The organism is Pantoea sp. SGAir0180 (assembly GCF_043546245.1).
This window is the reverse complement of sequence record NZ_CP028071.1, coordinates 3,690,187-3,709,819: the sequence shown is the minus strand read 5'-3', so window position 1 is coordinate 3,709,819 and position 19,633 is coordinate 3,690,187. Positions and strand designations below refer to the sequence as shown.

Annotated in this window: 17 protein-coding genes; 8 read left to right on the top strand and 9 right to left on the bottom strand. The window is 54.1% G+C overall.

Annotated features, from left to right (window positions below; all coding sequences use genetic code 11):
* Positions 1–53 precede the first annotated feature (53 nt).
* Positions 54–1,418 carry a tRNA uridine-5-carboxymethylaminomethyl(34) synthesis GTPase MnmE gene (gene mnmE / locus C1N58_RS17370; RefSeq protein ID WP_006121382.1) on the top strand — a complete coding sequence of 455 codons (1,365 nt, stop codon included), beginning with the start codon at positions 54–56 and terminating at the stop codon, positions 1,416–1,418.
* Between the two features lie 215 nt (positions 1,419–1,633).
* Positions 1,634–2,224, top strand: coding sequence for a malonic semialdehyde reductase (locus C1N58_RS17365; RefSeq protein ID WP_006121383.1), 591 nt, complete (start codon positions 1,634–1,636; stop codon positions 2,222–2,224).
* Between the two features lie 62 nt (positions 2,225–2,286).
* On the opposite strand, the gene C1N58_RS17360 is transcribed toward C1N58_RS17365, so the two are convergent.
* A complete protein-coding gene (locus tag C1N58_RS17360) occupies positions 2,287–3,600 on the bottom strand; it encodes an NCS2 family permease (RefSeq protein ID WP_033737296.1) in 1,314 nt (437 codons plus the stop codon).
* 148 nt (positions 3,601–3,748) lie between these two features.
* Between C1N58_RS17360 and yieH the strand changes: the two genes are divergently transcribed.
* Positions 3,749–4,411 carry a 6-phosphogluconate phosphatase gene (gene yieH / locus C1N58_RS17355; protein WP_006121385.1) on the top strand — a complete coding sequence of 221 codons (663 nt, stop codon included), beginning with the start codon at positions 3,749–3,751 and terminating at the stop codon, positions 4,409–4,411.
* 1 nt (position 4,412) lies between these two features.
* Here yieH and C1N58_RS17350 read toward each other — a convergent pair whose 3' ends face one another.
* Positions 4,413–5,408: an acyltransferase gene (locus C1N58_RS17350; protein ID WP_394564366.1), complete on the bottom strand. Its 996-nt coding sequence runs from the start codon at positions 5,406–5,408 to the stop codon at positions 4,413–4,415.
* Positions 5,409–5,689: 281 nt separating this feature from the next.
* Between C1N58_RS17350 and glyQ the strand changes: the two genes are divergently transcribed.
* Together glyQ and glyS are read left to right on the top strand one after the other, a co-directional pair.
* Positions 5,690–6,601: a glycine--tRNA ligase subunit alpha gene (glyQ, locus tag C1N58_RS17345; protein ID WP_006121387.1), complete on the top strand. Its 912-nt coding sequence runs from the start codon at positions 5,690–5,692 to the stop codon at positions 6,599–6,601.
* A 9-nt stretch (positions 6,602–6,610) separates the two neighbouring features.
* Positions 6,611–8,680, top strand: coding sequence for a glycine--tRNA ligase subunit beta (gene glyS, locus C1N58_RS17340; protein WP_394550136.1), 2,070 nt, complete (start codon positions 6,611–6,613; stop codon positions 8,678–8,680).
* 211 nt (positions 8,681–8,891) lie between these two features.
* Here the strand turns inward: glyS and C1N58_RS17335 are convergent, their stop codons facing one another.
* The 3 genes from C1N58_RS17335 to fdhE form a co-directional block, all read right to left on the bottom strand.
* Positions 8,892–9,641, bottom strand: coding sequence for a MipA/OmpV family protein (locus C1N58_RS17335; RefSeq protein ID WP_033737302.1), 750 nt, complete (start codon positions 9,639–9,641; stop codon positions 8,892–8,894).
* Positions 9,642–10,032: 391 nt separating this feature from the next.
* Positions 10,033–10,644: a glutathione S-transferase gene (locus tag C1N58_RS17330; protein WP_033737305.1), complete on the bottom strand. Its 612-nt coding sequence runs from the start codon at positions 10,642–10,644 to the stop codon at positions 10,033–10,035.
* Positions 10,645–10,683: 39 nt separating this feature from the next.
* On the bottom strand, positions 10,684–11,607 hold the full coding sequence (fdhE, locus tag C1N58_RS17325) for a formate dehydrogenase accessory protein FdhE (RefSeq protein ID WP_039339184.1): 924 nt from the start codon (positions 11,605–11,607) through the stop codon (positions 10,684–10,686).
* A gap of 474 nt (positions 11,608–12,081) precedes the next feature.
* Here fdhE and fdhD point away from each other — a divergent pair, with 474 nt between their 5' ends.
* The 3 genes from fdhD (at position 12,082) to C1N58_RS17310 (ending at position 14,976) form a co-directional block, all read left to right on the top strand.
* Positions 12,082–12,855, top strand: a complete 774-nt coding sequence (gene fdhD, locus C1N58_RS17320; protein ID WP_394564896.1) for a formate dehydrogenase accessory sulfurtransferase FdhD — start codon at positions 12,082–12,084, stop codon at positions 12,853–12,855.
* 222 nt (positions 12,856–13,077) lie between these two features.
* Entirely contained in the window at positions 13,078–13,695 is a 618-nt protein-coding gene (gene sodA / locus C1N58_RS17315) for a superoxide dismutase [Mn] (RefSeq protein WP_006121393.1), read from the top strand.
* Positions 13,696–14,013: 318 nt separating this feature from the next.
* On the top strand, positions 14,014–14,976 hold the full coding sequence (locus tag C1N58_RS17310) for a VirK/YbjX family protein (RefSeq protein ID WP_205955800.1): 963 nt from the start codon (positions 14,014–14,016) through the stop codon (positions 14,974–14,976).
* A gap of 9 nt (positions 14,977–14,985) precedes the next feature.
* Here C1N58_RS17310 and C1N58_RS17305 read toward each other — a convergent pair whose 3' ends face one another.
* The 4 genes from C1N58_RS17305 to C1N58_RS17290 all read right to left on the bottom strand — a co-directional run bounded on the left by C1N58_RS17305 (position 14,986) and on the right by C1N58_RS17290 (position 19,238).
* A complete protein-coding gene (locus C1N58_RS17305; RefSeq protein WP_006121395.1) occupies positions 14,986–15,348 on the bottom strand; it encodes a YibL family ribosome-associated protein in 363 nt (120 codons plus the stop codon).
* A 102-nt stretch (positions 15,349–15,450) separates the two neighbouring features.
* Positions 15,451–16,053 carry an MltR family transcriptional regulator gene (locus C1N58_RS17300; protein WP_394550133.1) on the bottom strand — a complete coding sequence of 201 codons (603 nt, stop codon included), beginning with the start codon at positions 16,051–16,053 and terminating at the stop codon, positions 15,451–15,453.
* A gap of 7 nt (positions 16,054–16,060) precedes the next feature.
* A complete protein-coding gene (mtlD, locus tag C1N58_RS17295; RefSeq protein ID WP_394550131.1) occupies positions 16,061–17,209 on the bottom strand; it encodes a mannitol-1-phosphate 5-dehydrogenase in 1,149 nt (382 codons plus the stop codon).
* Positions 17,210–17,303: 94 nt separating this feature from the next.
* Entirely contained in the window at positions 17,304–19,238 is a 1,935-nt protein-coding gene (locus C1N58_RS17290; protein ID WP_394564365.1) for a PTS mannitol transporter subunit IICBA, read from the bottom strand.
* Positions 19,239–19,633: the final 395 nt, after the last annotated feature.

Below are 19,633 nucleotides of genomic sequence, written 5' to 3'. Positions count from 1 at the left end.
ATGCTCAGGCGGTCAAAGCGACCGCCTTTGTTTTTTGTAGTGAGAGAAAATGTATGAGCCATAGCGATACCATTGTTGCTCAGGCCACGCCGCCCGGACGCGGCGGCGTTGGCATTTTGCGTGTTTCCGGTCCGCAGGCCGCAGAGGTTGCCCGCCAGGTGCTGGGTAAACTCCCTAAACCACGTTATGCCGACTACTTATCGTTTAACGACAGTGATGGCAGCGTGCTGGATCAGGGCATCGCGCTATGGTTTCCTGGCCCCAACTCCTTTACCGGCGAGGATGTGCTGGAGCTGCAAGGTCACGGCGGCCCGGTGATTCTGGATCTGCTGCTGAAACGGATTGTGGCTCTGCCCGGATTACGTATCGCGCAGCCTGGTGAATTTTCTGAACGCGCGTTTCTGAACGACAAACTCGATCTGGCCCAGGCGGAAGCCATTGCCGATCTGATTGACGCCAGCTCAGAACAGGCCGCGCGTTCGGCGGTAAATTCCCTGCAAGGCGCATTCTCTGTCCGTGTTAACCAGCTTGTGGAAGCCCTGACTCACCTGCGTATCTACGTGGAAGCGGCCATTGACTTTCCAGATGAAGAGATCGATTTCCTGTCTGACGGCAAAATCGAAGGGCAGCTTAATGCTGTCATTCGCGATCTCGATGCGGTGCGCGCGGAAGCCAGACAGGGCAGCCTGCTGCGCGAAGGGATGAAAGTCGTCATTGCCGGTCGGCCAAATGCCGGAAAATCGAGCCTGCTTAATGCACTTGCCGGGCGTGAAGCGGCTATCGTCACGGATATCGCCGGCACCACGCGCGATGTGCTGCGTGAACACATCCATATTGATGGTATGCCACTGCATATCATTGATACCGCCGGTTTACGCGAAGCCAGTGATGAGGTGGAACGTATCGGCATCGAGCGCGCCTGGCATGAAATAGAACAGGCGGACCGCGTGCTGTTTATGGTTGATGGCACCACCACGCAGGCGACCGAACCGGCGGAAATCTGGCCCGATTTTGTCGCTCGCCTGCCGTCTCAACTGCCGATCACCGTGGTGCGTAATAAAGCGGACATCACCGGTGAAACGCTCGGCCTGACGGACGTCAATGGTCATGCCCTGATCAGACTGTCTGCCCGCACCAGCGAAGGGATTGATACCTTACGTGATCACCTCAAACAGACCATGGGGTTTGCCGACAATATGGAAGGCGGCTTCCTGGCGCGCCGTCGTCATTTGCAGGCACTGGAATTAGCCGCAACCCACCTGGAGCAGGGAAAACATCAACTGCTGGGTGCATGGGCAGGGGAATTACTGGCAGAAGAGTTGCGTCTGGCGCAGCAGGCGCTAAGTGAAATTACGGGTGAATTTACCTCGGACGATCTGTTAGGCCGGATTTTCTCCAGTTTCTGTATTGGTAAGTAGCTCAGCGGGCAGACGGCGGTGGAAATGTGCATCCAGAAACGCAATCCGCCGTGCGTTGCGCATCGGTTGCCGTAACGGAAGGTATGATAACGAGGGATAAGATTGCTCACGTTTTGCGGCGTGCCGGGTCATTCACACTAAACCGGGCGAATATGCATCCAAAAGCGTGAACGCAACGTACAGGTTAAATACTGGATGTTTTCCTGGAGAGTTATATGACGATACCGCTCGATGATGCCGCGCTGAATACGTTGTTTTACCAGGCCCGTACGCATAGTCACTGGCAGCCTGAACCGGTGCAGCAGTCGCTGCTGGAGAAGCTCTATCAGATGGTTGCCCTGGCACCGACCTCGGCCAACTGCTCACCCGGTCGCTTTGTTTTTGTCACCTCTGCGGAGGGAAAAGAAAAGCTGAAGCCGGCCCTGGCCTCCGGCAACCTTGAGAAAACCCTGCGCGCCCCTGTCACCGTGATTATTGCCTGGGACAGCGAGTTTTATCAGCATCTGACCATGTTGTTTCAACATGCCGATGCGCGAAACTGGTTTACCAACACACCCGATCTGGTTAAAGAAACCGCATTTCGTAACAGTAGCCTGCAGGCAGGCTATCTGATCATGGCCGCGCGTGCGCTGGGGCTGGATGCAGGCCCGATGTCAGGATTCGATCCGCTTAAAGTGAACGCGGCCTTTTTTGCCGGTACCAGCTGGCAGGCCAACCTGCTCATTAACCTGGGCTATGGCTTACCCGACAAGCTCCCGCCCCGATTACCCCGGCTGAGCCTGGAGCAGGCCTGCCAGTTCGTCTGAGTTACTGGAGCGTTACGTGCTTACCGTAACGCTCACTGCTTTCCCGCCCTTTGCGTACGGTTTTAATGCGCGTCGATAAAGGCGATTTTCAATACAAACAGCAAGGCGACAATGACGACGCAGGGGCTGATTTCTCGCCAGCGACCGGTGCCCAGCTTCATCACACAGTACGCAATAAAGCCCAGTGCGATGCCTTCTGTAATCGAAAAACTAAAGGGCATCATGGCGGCAGTTACAAATGCCGGGACGGCTTCGGTCAGGTCATCCCATTTGACGCGGGACAGGCTGGCCGTCATCAGCACGCCAACATAGATTAACGCGCCTGCCGCAGCATAGGCCGGTACCATGGCCGCCAGGGGCGATAAAAACGTGACGAGCAGGAACAGAAGGCCTGTGACCACGGCCATCAATCCGGTACGGCCGCCGACGGCTACGCCGGAGGTACTTTCAATATAGGCGGTCACCGATGACGTTCCTGCCAGCGCGCCCGTTACCGAACTGATGCTGTCGACATACAACGCCTGTTTCATGCGCGGGAACGTGCCTTTTTCATCAGCCAGTCCGGCTTTGTCGGTCACGCCAATCAAGGTGCCGGACGAGTCAAACAGATTGACCAGCATAAAGGAGAATATGACGCCTGCCATGCCGATGTTGAACGCGCCTTTAATATCAACCTGACCGACAATCGCGGTGACAGATGGCGGCGCAGAAACCACGCCCGTGAACGTCACGTCGCCCAGCAGCCAGCCCAACGCCGTGGTGACGATCATCGAAATGAGCACGGCGGCGTGAATGTTGCGTGAGGCCAGAATGGCGATAATAAAGAAGCCCAGCGCACCCAGCAGCACATTGTGTGAGCTGAGGTTACCCACGCTGACCAGCGTATCCGGGTTGGCCACAATGATACCGGCGTTTTTCAGGCCCATCATGGCAATGAACAGGCCAATGCCAGCGGTGATGCCTACGCGCAGGCTAAGCGGAATATTGGCGATCATCCAGTAACGTACCCGCAACAGAGTCAGGATGAGCAGACCCAGTGCGCCCCAGAAGATGGCACCCATGCCGACCTGCCATGAGTAACCCATCGCGCCGACGACCACAAAGGCAAAAAAGGCATTGAGGCCCATCGCCGGGGCCAGGGCGACAGGAAGATTGGCAAACAGCCCCATCAGGATGCTGCCGAACGCGGCAATCAAACAGGTCGTTACGAACACTGCCCGGGTATCCATGCCTGCGACACCTAAAATCTGCGGGTTCACAAAAACAATGTATACCATGGTCAAAAACGTGGTAATGCCTGCGATCACTTCGGTACGAACCGTTGTACCATGCTCCTGCAGTTTGAATACGCGCTGAAAAAGGCCTTGTTTATTCATGCCATTTATCCAGAAGAAAATTTCACCGGCGCGTATCCTGGCGATTTTGCCCCGGCAATACAATGATTTTTCGCAACCGATTGCCATATCCCGGCCCCTCAGGGACACGCTGACGTGTTAAGGTACCCCGAACAAAAGGAGGAGTCAGATGTCTGTTGAATGCGTCTTTTTCGATTGTGACGGTACCCTGGTTGACAGTGAAGTCCTGTGCACCCGCGCGTATGTCACCACCTTTGCCCAGTACGGGATTACGCTCTCTCTACAGGAGATGTTCGAAAAGTACAAAGGGGTAAAGCTGTATGACATCATCCGCGACGTCAGTGAAACGCATCGGGTCGCTCTGCCGCTGGAGGACGTTGAACCGGCCTACCGGCGCGAAGTGGCCCGTTTGTTTGACCGTGAACTGAAGCCGATAGCCGGTGCGAAGGCACTGGTCGGGCAAATGGCAGTACCGATATGCGTGGTGTCAAACGGCACGGTGAAAAAGATGCAGCACTCGCTGGGCCTCACCGGCATGCTGAATCATTTCGCTGACCGTCTTTACAGCGGTTACGATATTGGCCACTGGAAGCCCGAACCCGAGCTGATGTTTCACGCAGCCCAACAAATGCAGGTACCCGTCGAGCGCTGTATTTTGGTGGATGACTCCGAAGCGGGGGCGCGTGCCGGTATCGCAGCAGGCATGCCGGTGTTTTATTACTGTGCCGACGCTCATAATCCCGAACTCCATCATCCGCTGGTGACCGTGTTCACCGATATGGCCGCGTTACCCGCGCTGTGGCGCGCCAGAGGCTGGAACCTGACGCGCTGACTCAGGTCACCCAATGTCGTTTATCCACCCGACTGAGCAGCATTCCCAGTAATAAGCTGCCCACCAGCGTGACGGTAAAAACGGCAGGCAGGTCGAGCCAGGGACGCGCCATATCGTCATAGTGATGGGTGCGAATAAAATGGATGAACAGGGCGTGAAAGCCGTAGATGGGCAGAGAGTAGCGCGAAATGATGGCCAGACCGGGCAGCGTACGTTGATTAAAGGCATTTTTGAACACCACCAGCGCGCTTATTGCGGCAATGAATACCAGCGGTCCGCAATAGAGATACCACGTATCGTTAAAGGCACCATTAACGATTAACGCGCGCTTCGTACCCAGCATAATGCCGGTCACGCAGGCCACAAAGGTCACGGCAGCCAACGGTGTGATAGCGCGTCTTTCTGTGTCCATGGTACCGATCGCCCGGCCTAATAAGGCGTAGAGCAGGTAATAGATACTGTCGCCGCTCAGGTAAAGGTTAATGGGCAACCAGTGAAAGCGCCCCCACGACTGGTCCATGGTATTGGGATTCGCGAGGACCACCACAATCAGCACCAGTAGCGCCACGTAGCGCGGCCGCACGCTTTTTACCTGAATCAGGGGCGACAAGAGGTAAATCCCCATGAGCGCGAAGAAAAACCACAGATGGTAGAACACCGGCTTCTGCAGCATTTTTAAAATTGAACGGCCTTCGCCAATTGGCGTCAGCAGGCTGATATAAACCAGTGACACGGCACTGTAAAAAACCAGACATCCCAGCAGTCGCCACAGGTGGCGCGGCTGCGTACTGCGTTCACCAAAGAACAGATAGCCTGAAATCATAAAAAACAGCGGCACACAGATGCGTGACGCTGAATTGAACAGGTTAGCAATATCCCACCAGTGACCTTTTATGGCCACCGGCCCGGTCAGATACCACGTTGTGGTGTGAATGACGATGACCATCAGGCAGGCAATCGCCCGCAAATTATCAATCCAGTAAATCTTTTGCGACATGGTGTCCTCTGGCGCAGTGCGTCCCGGTGCAAAGCGTAGCCAGTCGCGTCGACGTCAACAAGCGCAATAGCGGGGATTCAGAACCCTCTGTGCACAGGATCGCATGAAAACGCATAACCGTATCGGTTAATCAGGCGATGACAGGCCGCCAGCAGGCTAAATCTGACACCAAAAATCCACTCTCGCGGCTGCGCCGCCGGATTTCCGGCTGCATATCACGCGGTCAAAGGGTATACTGTCGCACTCTTTTTTTATCTAGCCGAACCGCGTGCGAACTCATCATGCAAAAGTTTGATACCAAGACCTTTCAGGGCCTGATCCTGACATTGCAGGATTACTGGGCGCGCCAGGGCTGCACCATTGTTCAACCACTGGACATGGAAGTGGGCGCTGGTACTTCACACCCAATGACCTGCCTGCGCGCACTTGGCCCGGAGCCGATTGCTGCGGCCTATGTGCAGCCATCCCGTCGTCCTACCGACGGCCGCTATGGCGAAAACCCGAACCGCTTGCAGCATTACTATCAGTTCCAGGTGATCATCAAGCCGTCGCCGGACAATATTCAGGAGCTGTACCTCGGGTCGCTGAAAGCGCTGGGTATGGATCCTACCGTACACGACATTCGCTTTGTTGAAGATAACTGGGAAAACCCGACGCTGGGTGCCTGGGGACTGGGCTGGGAAGTCTGGCTTAACGGTATGGAAGTGACGCAGTTTACTTATTTCCAGCAGGTCGGTGGCCTGGAGTGTAAACCGGTTACCGGCGAGATCACCTATGGTCTGGAACGTCTGGCCATGTATATCCAGGGCGTGGACAGCGTTTACGATCTGGTCTGGAGCGACGGTCCGTTAGGCAAAACTACCTACGGTGATGTGTTCCATCAGAATGAAGTGGAGCAGTCGACGTATAACTTCGAATATGCCGACGTCGATTTTCTTTTCACCTGTTTCGAACAGTATGAGAAGGAAGCGCAGAAGTTGCTGGCGCTGGAAAAACCGCTGCCTTTGCCCGCTTACGAGCGCATTCTGAAAGCCGCACACAGCTTTAACCTGCTGGACGCGCGCAAGGCGATCTCGGTGACCGAACGTCAGCGTTATATTCTGCGTATTCGCACCCTGACCAAAGCCGTGGCTGAAGCCTATTACGCTTCTCGTGAAGCGCTGGGCTTCCCGATGTGCAATAACAAAAAGTAAGAGGCAGCCATGACTGAGAAAACCTTCCTGGTGGAGATCGGCACCGAAGAGCTGCCACCGAAAGCATTACGTAGCCTGGCAGAAGCCTTTGCTGCCCAGGTGACGGCCGAGCTGGATGCCGCGAATCTGAACCATGGCGAAGTGAGCTGGTTTGCTGCACCGCGTCGCCTGGCGCTGAAAGTCGCCCATTTGAGCGCCTCCCAGCCCGATCGTGAAGTAGAAAAGCGTGGACCTGCCGTTGCCGCCGCCTTTGATGCAGCGGGCAATGCCACCAAAGCGGCAGAAGGCTGGGCACGGGGTAACGGTATCACGGTCGATCAGGCTGAACGTCTGAGCACCGATAAAGGCGAATGGCTGGCCTATCGCGCTCAGGTGAAAGGCGAAGCGGCGCAGGCATTGCTGCCGGGCATGATTGCCACGGCGCTGAGCAAACTGCCGGTACCGAAACTGATGCGCTGGGGCGACAGCGACGTGCAGTTTGTGCGTCCGGTGCACACCGTTACGATGCTGCTGGGCGATGAACTGATCCCCGGCACGATTCTTGGCATCAAGTCCGATCGCGTTATCCGTGGTCACCGCTTCATGGGCGAAAGTGAAATCACGCTTGAGAACGCCGATCAGTATCCGGATGTGCTGGAAAAGCGCGGTCAGGTGATTGCCGACTATCAGGTCCGCAAAGCCATGATCAAAGCCGATGCGGAAGCCGCAGCACGGCGTTTAGGTGGCGTAGCCGACCTGAGTGACAGCCTGCTGGAAGAGGTAACATCGCTGGTGGAATGGCCTGTGGTATTGACCGCCACCTTCGAGGAAAAATTCCTTAAGGTGCCGGCTGAAGCGCTGGTTTACACCATGAAAGGCGATCAGAAGTATTTCCCGGTTTATGACGCGGAAGGCAAACTGCTGCCAAACTTTATTTTCGTCACCAACATTGAGTCGAGCGAGCCGCAGCAGATTATTTCTGGTAATGAGAAGGTGGTGCGCCCGCGTCTGGCGGATGCTGAATTCTTCTTTAATACCGATCGTAAAAAACGTCTTGAAGATCATCTGCCGCGTCTTGAAACCGTATTGTTCCAGAAGGAACTCGGTTCGCTGCGTGATAAAACGGATCGTATTCAGGCGCTGGCGGGCTGGATTGCGGCACAAACGGGCGCAGATGTGAATCACGCCACGCGCGCAGGCCTGCTGTCAAAATGCGATCTGATGACTAACATGGTGTTTGAGTTTACCGACACGCAGGGCGTTATGGGCATGCACTATGCGCGTCATGACGGTGAAGCCGAAGATGTCGCTGTGGCGCTGAACGAGCAATATCAGCCGCGTTTCGCAGGTGATGATTTGCCGTCCAGCCCGGTAGCCTGTGCGCTGGCCATTGCTGATAAGATGGATACGCTGGCCGGTATTTTCGGCATCGGTCAACATCCTAAAGGCGATAAAGATCCCTTTGCTCTGCGTCGTGCCGCGCTGGGCGTTTTGCGCATCATCGTGGAAAAAAATCTGCCGCTTGATCTGCAAACGCTCACCGAAGAGGCCGTACGTCTGTATGGCAGCAAGCTGAGCAATGCGAACGTGGTTGATGACGTCATCGACTTTATGCTGGGCCGTTTCCGTACCTGGTATCAGGAAGAAGGCCACAGCATCGATACCTTGCAGGCGGTGCTGGCACGTCGTCCAACCCGTCCGGCGGACTTTGATGCACGTATGAAGGCGGTTTCGCATTTCCGTACGCTTGATGAAGCGGCCGCGCTGGCGGCGGCCAACAAGCGTGTCTCGAATATTCTGGCAAAATCAACAGAACCGCTGAATGACAGCGTTCAGGCATCACTGTTGAAAGAAAATGAAGAGATCCAACTGGCCACGTTTGTGACCGCCCTGAGCAGCAAACTGCAGCCTTACTTTGCAGAAGGACGTTATCAGGATGCGTTAATTGAACTGGCGCAGTTGCGTGAAGCGGTAGACAACTTCTTCGATAAAGTGATGGTGAATGCAGAAGACCCGGCGGTGCGAATTAACCGACTGACGCTGCTGTCGAAACTGCGTGAGCTGTTCCTGCAGGTGGCCGATATCTCGCTGCTGCAGTAATCGGTTCTGATACAGATAAAAGGGACGAGATATCGTCCCTTTTTTTATGCCGCCACCCGACCTGCTGGTGGCACTTTATCTTTTTGCGGACGCAATAAAAGAACTGACAATACCTGTGGTTGCGAAGGCGTCCTGGCAGCGCAGGGGCTGTTATTAAAGCCGGACGGCCACGAACCCTGTAATGGGCTGCGGCACTGCGCGGCGTGCAGCTTCAGAATGTCCAGGTCACGCCTGAAGACAGCGTCCAGAAATACTGTTGATCCGTCATCGGGCTGTCGCGGAGGGCCCCTGTAAGGAAGGTGACTTTGGGTTGCAGGTAGACATGGAAGGATTTTACAGGGTGCCAGTCAAACGCCACGGCAAGCCATGGCGTTACGCCCTGATGGTTCCAGGTCGGTAAACCACTGCGGGCAGATTCCTCTTCGCTTACCCCGTAGTAATAGCTTGCCTGCTGTTTACTGAGCCAGTCCACACCGGCCTGAGGATAAACGTCAAGTTGCATCAGAGAGACCTGGCCTGCCCAGGCAACCGTACCCAGCCATCCCCGGCTTTCGTTCAGCGTATCGCCAGACAATTCGGTTCGAAACGCACCAAGGGGCGTGATCTTCTGGTAGCTCATGCCGCCCATCATGGTGCTGTGGCGGATGCGTAACTGGCGGAGTGCCGAATCAGAAGTCTGGTCCGGATCAAATTCGTTATCCAGATACCACCAGCGCGCTTTCAGTTGTGTGGTGTCATCTTTGATAAAATAGGCGCCCACTTCTGTGCCATCAATATAGACATGATCATTGTCATAGCCCACATAGGGCAGGCCAGAAAACTGAGTTTTATACGCGCGATAGGGCGTAAAGTTCGCTTCCCCCTGCGCACCCAGGGTCAGCCCCTCAGCCCAGGCATGCGTAATATTACCGAGCAGGAGGCAACACAATGCCGTTCTGAAGCGTAATGGGATGGTCGTCATTTTGTCCGGTTATCGTCTGGCTGAGGCAGTGATCTGTCAGGCCTCACAGCCCGAAACGGGGCGTGAGCATACATAAATATTTGTGCCGCCTTTTCATCCTGAGCGCGCGGGTTGTCTCAGAACAGGGCTGCCCGAAAGGTATATCGGAGCCGCTGCAGCAATGCAAGAGATGGCTACGCTTATTCTCACGGAGTTCATCCCCTGTTTATACTGGTCACGACGGACAGGTTCAGGCTACTGCGCGAATGTGCCATTCCGTGATGATGGGTAAGGGGAATAACGGAGACGTCGACAGCCCTTTACGTGGGAAAGCAAGGGTTGCAGACTGAAATGCGCTAAGGAAACAGGCTGTCAGCACCGCTACCGGCATCAGCGCTGACAGCCTCGCCGATCAGGATGCCGGCGGCGTGGTTCGGGCAAAACTTTCCCGTTGAAAGAGTGTTTCGGCCAGCCTGACCAGTGCGGGCCGCTGAACGCACCAGTTAGGGACAACGCGACGGAAATTCAGGTAGCCAATCATGCAGCCTGTGGCAATGTCGGCCAGATTCAGTTCGCCATTATCGATCCACTTTCCTTCACTCACTTCTTTTTCCAGGCTGTCCAGCCCGCGCTGAATCTTGTCGCGATGGCGTAACAGCACTTCTTCTGACTGGGCGTTACCTGGCCGCATTTGCTCACGTACGATCACCAGTGCCGCATCGCTGATGCCATCGGCCAGCTTTTCAAGCTGACGAACCTTTAAAGACGCCAGCGGATCAGCGGGCAATAAAGCCGGTGCCTGACCACGCAGTTCGAGGTACTCCGCAATGATGCTGGAATCGAACCAGACCTGCTGATCCTCCGCGACCAGCGCGGGCACTTTACCCAGCGGGTTATATTGCGGAACATGGCTGTCTTCGCTGTAGGGCGACGCATTAACAAATTCGAACATCATGCCTTTTTCCAGCATGATGACAGAAATCTTGCGGACAAAGGGGCTGGTATAGCTGCCAATCAGTTTCATTGCGTTACTCCCGTTTAGCGAGGTTTCATCAGCAAAAAACTATTCACCGGGAAACATAAAAGGATTCAGGCCACTGCGTACAAAACCTTCCTGCTCCATACGTGCATCCAGCACTAAAGAGGCGAGATCGTCGGCGACCGGTTCAATGGCCGGATTTTTTTCCTGATAAAGCATTTTCATGTAGCTGCCACAGTCGCCGCAGCTTTCTGCTTTGACGGCCGCGTGCTCGCTGTCCAGTGACCAGTAATGCAGATCGCGGTTTTGGTCGCAATGAGAGCAGGTGTTCTGCACGACGTGCCATTCACTTTCGCACAGGTTGCAGTGCAGGTAGCGCGCACTTTCATGCGAACCCATATGTACGATGCTGGCGACCGGCAGGCTGTGACATACCGGGCAGTGCTGGCGTTGTGCGCCCATCTCCGCCTGAGCCGTACCGGGAATCAATGCCGCCATTTGTGCCCAGTAGATCGACAGCGCAGCCCAGATAAAAGGGGCTTTATCACTGCTCACCTGCGCGTACTCACCCGCAAACAGGGCACTGGCCAGCGTTTCCAGCTCGGTCGCTGACGCTTTCTCCAGGTTCTCTAACACCGCCAGCGCCTGACCGCTCATTTCGGGCTTTAGCTCCGCAACTAACGAGTGCAGCAGGCGATGCCAGTGTGGATCGCGCGAAAGAGTATGAATATCCAGCGGCGCTTTATCTTCCTGAGCGCTCCTGAGCAGATGTGCGTGAAGGTTCATCTGCAGAGGATGATCGTACAGAACGATTTCCTGCGCCTGGGCGATGACGGCGGCAAAGCGTAAATAGTCACCCAAAGGATTTTTTGCCGCCAGATCACGCAAACGCGCCGCCCGACGGCTGTATAAATTTTTCAGCCGGGGGAAGAGTAACGGCGGGATCATTTCCGCTGGGTTTTTTTCGCTCTTCTCCAACGGGTCTTTCGGGATAATGCGGATGCGCATAAAAGGCATTTTCCTGTTTGTTGGCTGATTACGCTACTCACGACACCAGCAAAAATGAGGTTGTCTGTATCGGCTACGAATAGCCGTTATGGGTCGGATCTTTCGCCATTTTCCCTCGTGAGCGGTTCTCAGCGAGCAAAGCAGGCGGAAAACCGCGTCAGGAAACCGCAGTGCAAAACAGCTCCCAACAGGCTGAGCATAGCAGTCCAGCCCTTTATCTTCAGTATGAAATACATTTTTCGCCGGCGACAACAGGCATAACGCATTGTGAATAACGGCAAATCGGTGGGCCTTTCACGCTTTATGCTGTCTGCCACCCACAGACTTGTTGCAGCGCGGCGCAGGGTACAGAATAGAAGCTATTCAGCATGGCGCAACAGGGTTACCTTTACGCCATCCGCAACAGCTCAGGGTCAGAACAACGTGAAGAACAACGAAGTGAAAGAGGAAACCGGTGCGAGTGAGCGAGCAGGCTTGCGTGAAATCCATGTCTGGCAACGTGACGACCTGCACCATGCTCAGGCCGACTGGTTAGCCGAAGAAGTGCCCGTGGCGTTGGTGTATAACGATATTTCTCACGTTGTGATGATGACAACGCCCAAGGACCTGGAGGCGTTTGCTGTCGGTTTTTCACTCTCAGAAGGCATCATCGATTCTCCGGCCGATATTTTCGGAATGGATGTGGTGACCGGTTGTCACGGCATTGAGGTGCAGATTGAATTATCCAGCCGACGTTTTATGGCGCTGAAAGCCCAACGGCGAGCGCTGGCCGGCCGGACGGGTTGCGGCGTATGTGGCGTGGAGCAACTGGAGCAGATCGGAAAGCCGCTGACGCCGTTGCCGTTTACGCAGACTTTTCCCCTGGCGCAGCTGGACAGCGCGCTGGCGCAGCTCAAGGACGTCCAGCCCGTCGGGCAAAAAACAGGCTGCACGCACGCGGCCGCCTGGATACATCCTGAGGGTGGACTGATTCATGGCTGTGAGGATGTCGGCCGCCATGTGGCACTGGACAAACTGCTGGGCTATCGCAGTCAGGCCGAATGGGGCAATGGTGCCGTACTGGTCTCCAGCCGGGCCAGCTATGAAATGGTGCAGAAATCGGCAATGTGCGGCGTTGAAATTCTGTTTGCCGTGTCTGCCGCAACCCAGTTAGCGGTGGAGGTGGCCGAACGCTGTCATCTTACCCTGGTAGGATTCAGTAAACCGGGCCGTGCCACCATCTATAGTCATCCGCAGCGGCTGAGATAACGTCTGCGTGTTCGGGGCGCTTTGCAGGTAATCCTCTTTACGCACCCAGGCTTTCCGCCACCGAAAAATCTGGCTGCTTTGCATGCTTTTTCAAAACCTTATGTTTAATAGGGCATTGATTACGCTTTTACCGATCATGAATTTAACTATAATGATACGACTGCTTACGCGGCACGTGCCGACATTGTCGTGCTGCTCAAACACTAAATGGAGAGGAAGAACATGAGTTATTCACTGCCATCCCTGCCTTACGCTTACGACGCACTGGAACCGCATTTTGACAAGCAGACGATGGAAATCCATCACACCAAACACCACCAGACTTATGTCAACAACGCCAATGCGGCGCTGGAAGGGACTGAATTTGCCGATCTGCCTGTCGATGAACTGATCACCAAACTGGATCAGCTGCCAGCAGATAAAAAAGGCCCGCTGCGCAATAACGCGGGTGGTCACGCTAACCACAGCCTGTTCTGGAAAGGCCTGAAAACCGGCACCACGCTGCAGGGCGAGCTGAAAGCTGCGATTGAAAAAGATTTCGGCAGCGTAGAAAAATTCCAGGAAGAGTTTGAAAAAGCGGCAGCGACCCGTTTCGGCTCCGGTTGGGCCTGGCTGGTTAAGAAAGGTGACAAACTGGCCGTGGTTTCAACCGCTAACCAGGACAACCCCCTGATGGGCGAAGCGATCGCTGGCGTATCGGGTTACCCTATCATCGGTCTGGATGTGTGGGAACACGCCTACTACCTGAAGTATCAAAACAAACGTCCGGATTACATCAAAGCTTTCTGGAACGTGGTTAACTGGGACGAGGCGGCAGCGCGCTTCGCATCCGCTAAGTAAGCGCTAAGCGCCACAGGTACTTTCAACCGGCAGAGTGGCTCTGCCGGTTTTTTTACGCCCGCAGGATGTTCCTTACCCCTGATAATCCTCGTTGACGCAATAGTAACGCTTGCTTAGCGATGCTGCCGCCCCGCATTTTACAATTCTGAAACCGCCGTTCTTACCTGCAACAGCCAGACAGGCTTAGCATTCTAAACAATCATTAAACGAAGCGTGAGTTTATCCCGCTAAATTTTTAACAATTTGAGTCATTAACCTGCCGTTGATGCCGGTCGTTTTATCATCAGTGTCACTATCAGACTAATAAGAACGTAGGCTATGTCTATTTATACTACACATGATGTGACGGCGGATTCCTGCGCCGGTTTATTTTTCCAGTTACTTAGCGGAAAGTACGTCCCTAACAAACTCTGGCGTAGCCGTCTTTTCCGGCTTAAATTTGCTTTAAGAACGCTTATTGCGCCTGTTACGACTTTGCGTTATTTACAGCAACTTTCTGCGTTACCAAGAATCACCCAGTTGTTGCACGTACAGGGGCTGTTACCTGCAAAACTTCATCGCCCCTATCTGCGTGCGGGGATGAGCGTCGCGCAACGGGCGCAGGCGATTCTTGATCATTATGCGTTGATGGGAAGTCTGGAGAACAGTCAGCTTCGCCAGATTCTGCAAAGCGGAGAGGAGACAGTCCTTGCCAGGTTTGAAGGTAAAAATAATGAAGCGTTCAATATTACTTGTCGCTCCGGATATTTCGATCGTGAAGGGGAAGTCACGGTTGTTTTACGTTATGAAAATGAGGCGCTGGCTTCTCTGTCATTTACCATTATGAATGACGAAAAACAGCGAACTTTGCTGATTGGTGGTTTGCAGGGACCACGTAAACATATCTCAAATGATGTTATTCGTGATGCAACGAAAGCCGCACACGGCTTATTTCCTAAACGCCTGTTAATGGAAGTTGTATTTATTTTGGCTCAGCAATGCGGCGTTAAGAAAATTGCGGCGGTTGGCGACGAAACCCATGTTTTTCGTAGCCTGCGTTATCGTCACAGCAAAGGTGATAAGTTTTTCGCCAGCTATAGTGAATTCTGGCTGACGCTGAATGGTCAGGCCCGCGCTGATGGCATGTTTGCACTGCCGCTGATGTTGCCACGAAAAACGCTTGAGGAAATTGCCAGCAAGAAGCGGGCCGAATACCGCCGTCGTTATACGCTGCTGGATACGCTGGCAGAGCAGGTGAATATGGCTACTGGCCAGCATGCGGTGGATCAGGCGGCTGCCTGATCGCACACATCAAAAGGCGCTTTTGGCAAAGCCTGTCATGACCTGCAGGTTCATTTCTCGTCCCAGCGCGGTCATAGGGTGCACGACAACCAGGCCGCGTACACTTTTCTTTAAGGCACCCAGATTGGCCTGTTCTTTTTTGGTAATTTCGCGGCTGAACGGCAGTTTCTGCAGTTTTTGCGCTTCCTGGCTCAATTTGGCGTCGCGCTGATTGCGCAGACGTTCAATTTCCGTCACCAGCGTTTCTTTCTCTTTTAAAAGCGCGCCCAGCTTTTCAGCATCACCCGCTTCCAGTAGCTGAGGCTCTTTACGGTTCAGCGCGTCCAGTTGATCGCTGAGGCGTTTAATTTCGTTCTTTTCTTGCTCTTTCATGACAACAAATCGTTGAGGAAAACAGGCTAAGGATACACCAAATTCACGACAGATTCTCGGGAGAAGGGTGAAAGAGGGAGCGGTTCAGGCTCCCCGCAGGATTTAGCTGGATGCCTTCTTAAACGCCTGTTTCAGGCTGATACGGGAAATGAGTTCTGTCAGAGACAGGACCATCGTGGAGCGCACCATTTGCAGGTAGCGTTGCTGCTGCATCGCCTGTAAGGCGGGATCGTCTGTCTGTAAGGTGGGAACCGGCGGCCAGGCTGAGACGCAATGCAATTCACCGAAAGGACCCAGGATTTCATCATCGGTAAAACGATAATCGCCCGCGTCGTGATTCAGCTCTTCGCGCAGGGCCAGCAGCAGTTCACAATCTTCATATTCATGACGACTAATCACCCCAAGGCCATAAATCAGCTTAAGCCTGACCGACAGCTCGCCGAGCGGGCCGTCGCCCAGCAACAGGGGCTCCACGGCGTATTTCACGGCGTAGTCATCTTTACGGAATACTTGTAACACCAGCACATTAACGGCTTCGGCCAGCAGTTCAACTGCGGCGAACAGAAAGCTCCGCACCGATCGCCCCGCGTTCAGACGTTCAAGCACACGATTTTCAAAAGCCTGCTTTTCTTCCATTATGGCCTGCGTCAATGTCGTACTGCTGTCGGAGGCGACGTCATCGCCCCCGATCTGGATTGCTAACATGGCGTTATTATGCCATGGCGTGCCAGGCGCTAACGGCTTCTTTTACAATCTCACTGTCAGCCTCCAGGCCAGATACCTGAGCCAGGGTTGCCTGTGGCCCTTTTTCCGCCAGCAGTGCAGCCAGCTCTTGCGCCTGCGGATCCTGGTCGCTGTGGTAGTGCATGGCGGCCGCAATCCCTTTCACCAAATTGGCATGCGGCAATCCGTATTCCAGTGTGCCCAGCGTTGGTTTAATCAGGCGATCGCCCGCACTTAACTTACGAAGTGGCTGCCGACCCACGCGTTCAACATCATCTTTTAAGTAAGGATTTTCAAAGCGGCCCAGGATTTTCTGGATATAGGCAGCATGTTTATCGGCGTCGAACCCATAACGTTTGATGAGCACCGCGCCACTCTCTTCCATGGCGCCCTGAACGACGGCGCGAATACCCTCATCAAGAATGGCATCGCGGATGGTCTGGTGGCCAGCCCGTTGTCCCAGGTAGGCCGTAATCGCGTGGCCGGTGTTGAGTGTAAAAAGCTTACGCTCAACAAAGGCCATCAGGTTGTCAGTCAGTTCCATGCCCGGCATGGTGGGCAGATCGCCCTTAAACTGGGTCTTATCCACAATCCATTCGCTGAAGGTTTCCACGGTGACTTCCAGCGGATCCTCACTGCCGGCTTCAGAAGGCGGTACAATACGATCAACCGCAGAATCGACAAAGCCAACATGCGCCTCAAGCCAGGCGTGATACTGGGACGGTAGTGCCTGGAGCACATGCTGTTTGAGCTGACTGGTACCGCGAACCATATTTTCACAGGCGATAATATTTAGCGGCTGAACATTGCCGTTATCACTGCGTTTGGCCAGACCTTTGGCGACGCTGGTGGCGATGCGTTCCAGGATTTGCGGGCCAACCGCAGTGGTAACGAGATCAACTTCAGCGATCAGAGGGATAATATCGTCGCTGGTACTGTTAACGGCGCTGACGCCTGTAACGATGTCGACGTTGGCCTGTTCACCGACGACATGCACAGGATATTCATGACGTGCATTCAGGGCATCCAGTACCGTCTGATTCACATCTGCGAAAACCAGCTCAATACCTGCGTCTGCCAGCAGTTTACCAATAAAACCGCGACCAATATTACCCGCTCCAAAATGTAACGCTTTCATAATTTTGACCCATATCAAATGACAACGGGGCGGGCATGTCCGCCCCAACAAAGTGGGACGGGCATAACCGCCCCAGGGAAAATGTCGGACCGAATCAGGCTAACGCTGGCTTGCCTGATAACAGATCCAGCACATCTTGAACGCTGTTGGTATGAGCCAGTTTTTCAATGACCTGCTCATCGTCAAGTGCGTTGGTCAGGCTGGTGATCACCTGAATATGCTCGTTATTGCGGGCGGCGATACCAATGACCAGGCGCGCCACCTCATCGGGTTCATCACCAAACTGCACGCCAGCAGGGTACTGGCAGAAAACCACACCGGTTTTCAGCACCCGGTCTTTAGCCTCAACCGTGCCGTGCGGGACCGCGATCGATTCGCCAAGGTATGTCGGCGTCAGCTTTTCCCGCTCCAGCATCGCATCAACGTACTCGGGCTGAACATAACCCCCTTTCACCAACTGCTCACCCGCAAAGCGGATGGCCTGCTCTTTATTACTGGCATTCAGTCCCAGGAACACATTGCTCGCCCCCAGTTTAAACAGGTTGGCACTGCCGTCATCATAGCTGTCACCCAATGTTTTCTGTACGACTTCCCGGTTCGCTTCACTCCGGTTTGCCGCCGCCAGGCGCTGGGTCAGCGTGCTGTACAGAGCACTGTCCAGAAAGTTATTCAGTGAAATGTGTTGGGCATGAGGAGCCTGACGAATGGCGCGTTCGGTCAAATCGCGATGCGTAATGACTAAGTCAACATCACCCGGCAGCGCGTTAATGGAGCTGTTGGTTACCGACACATGCGTTAAGCCTGCATCCTGAACTTTCTTACGCAGTACGCCTGCCCCCATAGCGCTTGACCCCATGCCGGCATCACAAGCCACGATGATTTTACGCACATGGTTCAGGTCAACGCTCATCGCATCGCTGGCAACCGCGGCACCTGACACCGCCTGCCCTTTTGACTCGGCTTTCATATCATGCATGCGCTGCGTAGCCGCTTTGATATCATCGTCTTCTTTCACTTTGCTGGTTTTGAGCAAAATAGCAGAGACCACGAAGGAAACAGCAAAAGCAGCGAAGACGGCGGCAATATTCGCAAAATAAGCGCCTTTTGGCGTCATGGCTAATACCGCCAGGATAGATCCCGGTGAGGCAGGGGAAACCAGGCCGCCATGCAGAACCGTCAGAGTAAACACGCCGGTCATACCGCCGAGGATCACGGCCAGCAGCAGGCGTGGTGCCATCAGGACATAAGGGAAGTAGATTTCGTGAATACCGCCCAGGAAGTGGATGATAGCCGCACCGCCGGCAGACTGCTTCGCACTACCACGACCAAAGAACATATAGGCCATCAGTACGCCCATACCCGGGCCTGGGTTGGCTTCAATCAGGAAGAAGATTGACTTACCGGCTTCGCTTGCCTGTTGAATCCCCAACGGTGAGAAGATGCCGTGGTTAATAGCATTATTAAGAAACAGGATTTTTGCCGGTTCGACAAAGACAGACGTCAATGGCAGCAGGTTATTTTGCACCATCAAATTGACGCCAGCGGACAGGATATGTGACAAACCTTCGACAAGGGGACCAATCGCCAGGAAGGCCAGCAACGCCAACAACATGCCGATGATCCCGGCAGAGAAGTTGTTAACCAGCATTTCGAAGCCGCTTTTGATTTTGCCGTCAACCATGCGGTCAAATGACTTGATTGCCCAGCCACCAAGCGGGCCTGCGATCATCGAGCCGAGGAACATCGGCATATCAGCACCGACAATCACGCCCATTGTCGTGATGGCACCCACCACACCGCCGCGATCGCCTCCCACCAGACGTCCACCTGTAAAGCCAATTAGCAATGGCAGCAGGTAAGTGATCATCGGGGCGACAAGTTTCGCCAGTGTTGCGTTTGGAATCCAGCCCGTTGGAATAAACAGCGCGGTGATAATACCCCAGGCGATAAACGCGCCGATGTTAGGCATCACCATATTACTCAAAAAGCGACCAAAGCTTTGAACTTTGACCTTTACTGATGAGGACATAAGCCCACCCCTTGTTGAGACGCGCTGCAACAGGAGCGCGCGTTTGTTTTTGTTTAGCCACTACGGCGATGCGCCGTCAGTATTACTGTATGCAGGCGGACTTTATCACGCGAATATTGGCCTGCGTAGTGGGTGACCCCATGAGTGATGCAGGTCACATTTATGACGGGGTGACAGGGGCGTTTTAAGTGATTTAGATCACAAAATAAGGGTCATACAGGAAAGTTATGACCACTTTCTGACCGTTTCTTTTTACTTTAAGTGATATTTATCACACTTTTATCATGCTGCTTTGTTTATAAAATGTGATTAAAGTCACAACTTAATTTAATAAAAAACGGGCCAGATCACATTTTGATCTGGCCCGTTTTTATGAAGCGTAAGCGCGTGGTGAA

Coding starts and splice junctions, on each gene's coding strand:
- C1N58_RS17365 (WP_006121383.1), top strand. CDS start 1,634: ATGACGATACCGCTCGATGATGCCGCGCTGAATACGTTGTTTTACCAG.
- glyQ (WP_006121387.1), top strand. CDS start 5,690: ATGCAAAAGTTTGATACCAAGACCTTTCAGGGCCTGATCCTGACATTG.
- C1N58_RS17290 (WP_394564365.1), bottom strand. CDS start 19,238: ATGTCCTCATCAGTAAAGGTCAAAGTTCAAAGCTTTGGTCGCTTTTTG.
- mnmE (WP_006121382.1), top strand. CDS start 54: ATGAGCCATAGCGATACCATTGTTGCTCAGGCCACGCCGCCCGGACGC.
- C1N58_RS17350 (WP_394564366.1), bottom strand. CDS start 5,408: ATGTCGCAAAAGATTTACTGGATTGATAATTTGCGGGCGATTGCCTGC.
- yieH (WP_006121385.1), top strand. CDS start 3,749: ATGTCTGTTGAATGCGTCTTTTTCGATTGTGACGGTACCCTGGTTGAC.
- fdhE (WP_039339184.1), bottom strand. CDS start 11,607: ATGCGCATCCGCATTATCCCGAAAGACCCGTTGGAGAAGAGCGAAAAA.
- C1N58_RS17300 (WP_394550133.1), bottom strand. CDS start 16,053: ATGTTAGCAATCCAGATCGGGGGCGATGACGTCGCCTCCGACAGCAGT.
- C1N58_RS17360 (WP_033737296.1), bottom strand. CDS start 3,600: ATGAATAAACAAGGCCTTTTTCAGCGCGTATTCAAACTGCAGGAGCAT.
- C1N58_RS17330 (WP_033737305.1), bottom strand. CDS start 10,644: ATGAAACTGATTGGCAGCTATACCAGCCCCTTTGTCCGCAAGATTTCT.
- C1N58_RS17335 (WP_033737302.1), bottom strand. CDS start 9,641: ATGACGACCATCCCATTACGCTTCAGAACGGCATTGTGTTGCCTCCTG.
- C1N58_RS17305 (WP_006121395.1), bottom strand. CDS start 15,348: ATGAAAGAGCAAGAAAAGAACGAAATTAAACGCCTCAGCGATCAACTG.
- glyS (WP_394550136.1), top strand. CDS start 6,611: ATGACTGAGAAAACCTTCCTGGTGGAGATCGGCACCGAAGAGCTGCCA.
- mtlD (WP_394550131.1), bottom strand. CDS start 17,209: ATGAAAGCGTTACATTTTGGAGCGGGTAATATTGGTCGCGGTTTTATT.
- C1N58_RS17310 (WP_205955800.1), top strand. CDS start 14,014: ATGTCTATTTATACTACACATGATGTGACGGCGGATTCCTGCGCCGGT.
- sodA (WP_006121393.1), top strand. CDS start 13,078: ATGAGTTATTCACTGCCATCCCTGCCTTACGCTTACGACGCACTGGAA.